The sequence below is a fragment of the Kangiella sp. genome (genome assembly GCF_014762745.1).
Taxonomy (GTDB): domain Bacteria; phylum Pseudomonadota; class Gammaproteobacteria; order Enterobacterales; family Kangiellaceae; genus Kangiella.
The window spans coordinates 1-1792 of sequence record NZ_JABURJ010000117.1 but is presented as its reverse complement, the minus strand read 5'-3'; the positions used below and the strand labels follow the sequence as shown (position 1 = coordinate 1792).

Sequence of the window (1792 nt, the reverse complement as noted above, 5' to 3'; positions counted from 1 at the left end):
GGTTTCCAGTCGTTGGTTGGCATGCTGAACATCATATTCAAGAAGTTTTCAGCCAGGCTCATGTCGTTATCAGGATAAACGAATGGATGGCCAACGCTGTAGCGGTAACACATCGCAGCGATAGTTGGCACTTTAGCAATCAGGCGCAAGGCACTGATATCACGGTGTTGTGGATTATTGATGTCCAATGAGTCGTGATAGAAGGCTGATAGTGCGCCAACTACGGAAACCATGATGGCCATGGGGTGGGCATCACGGCGGAAACCGTTGAAGAAGTTCATCATTTGCTGATGAACCATGGTGTGGTTGTTAATTTTAGCAACGAAGCTTTCGTATTCTTCTTTGCTTGGCAATTCGCCATTTAATAGCAGGTAAGCAACTTCTTCAAAATTCGACTGCTCGGCTAGCTGCTCAATAGGATAGCCACGGTATAGTAACTGACCTTTTTCGCCGTCAATATAGGTGATTTTTGATTCACAGGCGCCAGTTGATACGTAACCAGGGTCATAAGTGAAATAGCCAGCTTTGCCTAACGCTCGTACGTCGATAACGTCTTTACCCAAAGTAGGGGAAAGTACGGTCAAATCCAATTCTTCGCCATTGGGTAAGCTAAGTTTAGCTGTTTGTTGCGACATAAAGTCTCCTTTGGACTATAAATTGCTTACTTTTTACTCAAATAATCGAGTCTAATCTCAATCAGGTGGTGCATTCTACAAAATTTTGTCACATTTTACATGAGATATTTTTGTGACACTTGATGATGATCAATAAGATTTTGGCATATATAGAAAATCTATTGGGTTAATTAATTGTAATCCCCGACAAGCACTTATATAATTTGCGTCCGAAACTTTGTATCACTACGGGGTTCCTGTCTGCAGCGTATTTTCGGTCGCATTTCACGCAATTAAGCAAGGCAGGACACAGAGACTCACGCCCTGGCGACCTGGGCAAAAATAGATAAGATACGTCGTGAATCAAAAGAGACCAACAAACCTGAATCTTGCTACGATAAAATTCCCTGTACCCGCAATTTCTTCGATTTTGCACCGTATTACAGGCGTGATTTTATTCTTCGCCGTACCAATCCTTTTATGGATGCTACAAAAATCCCTTAACCCAGCTGGCTTTAGTGAATTGCAGACCATGTTTGCAGAGTCATTCTTATGGCAATTCATTCTTTGGGCCATTACCACCGCTGTTGCCTACCATGTCATTGCAGGTGTTCGTCATTTGCTGATGGATATGGATATTGGTGAGTCGCTTGAAGGCGGTCGTCGCGGTGCCTGGCTGGTCATCATTCTTTCTGCAATCGCTGCAGTAGCATTAGGGGTATGGGTATGGGCGTAGTAACAGCATCAACCAGTCTGGGTCGCTCTGGCCTGCATGACTGGATTATCCAGCGTGTGTCAGCCATCGTTATGCTGGCTTATGTCATCTATCTGGGCTATTTCTTGTGCACAACTCCTGAGCTGACGTTCCCTGTCTGGCAAGAGCTGTTTGCATCAACCTTTATGAAAGTATTCTCGTTATTGGCATTATTGTCAGTAATTGGACATGCTTGGATTGGTTTGTGGATTGTATCCACTGACTATATGCCAAAAGTGGCGATTCGTTTCATCTTCCAAGTATTAGTCATTCTCATTTGTCTTGCACTTTTAGTGTGGGGCATTCAGATTCTGTGGAGCCTATAAAGCATGTCTGACCAAATCTCCTCTATTCCAACCTATACCTTTGATGCGGTAATCGTTGGTGGCGGTGGCGCTGGTATGCGTGCATCGCTGCAATTGGC

3 protein-coding genes are annotated in these 1792 nt (G+C 44.1%); 2 read left to right on the top strand and 1 reads right to left on the bottom strand.

What is annotated here, in order from left to right; genetic code table 11:
* Positions 1 to 635: citrate/2-methylcitrate synthase (locus HUJ19_RS09990; protein ID WP_290623980.1), on the bottom strand; the 635-nt coding region annotated here is incomplete at its 3' end.
* Between the two features lie 337 nt (positions 636 to 972).
* On the opposite strand from HUJ19_RS09990, the gene sdhC reads away from it, so the two are divergent.
* Positions 973 to 1350, top strand: a complete 378-nt coding sequence (gene sdhC, locus HUJ19_RS09985; RefSeq protein ID WP_290623978.1) for a succinate dehydrogenase, cytochrome b556 subunit — start codon at positions 973 to 975, stop codon at positions 1348 to 1350.
* Positions 1341 to 1694, top strand: a complete 354-nt coding sequence (gene sdhD, locus HUJ19_RS09980; RefSeq protein WP_290623976.1) for a succinate dehydrogenase, hydrophobic membrane anchor protein — start codon at positions 1341 to 1343, stop codon at positions 1692 to 1694. The genes sdhC and sdhD overlap by 10 nt, the downstream gene beginning before the upstream one ends.
* Positions 1695 to 1792: the final 98 nt, after the last annotated feature.

Coding starts and splice junctions, on each gene's coding strand:
- sdhD (WP_290623976.1), top strand. CDS start 1,341: ATGGGCGTAGTAACAGCATCAACCAGTCTGGGTCGCTCTGGCCTGCAT.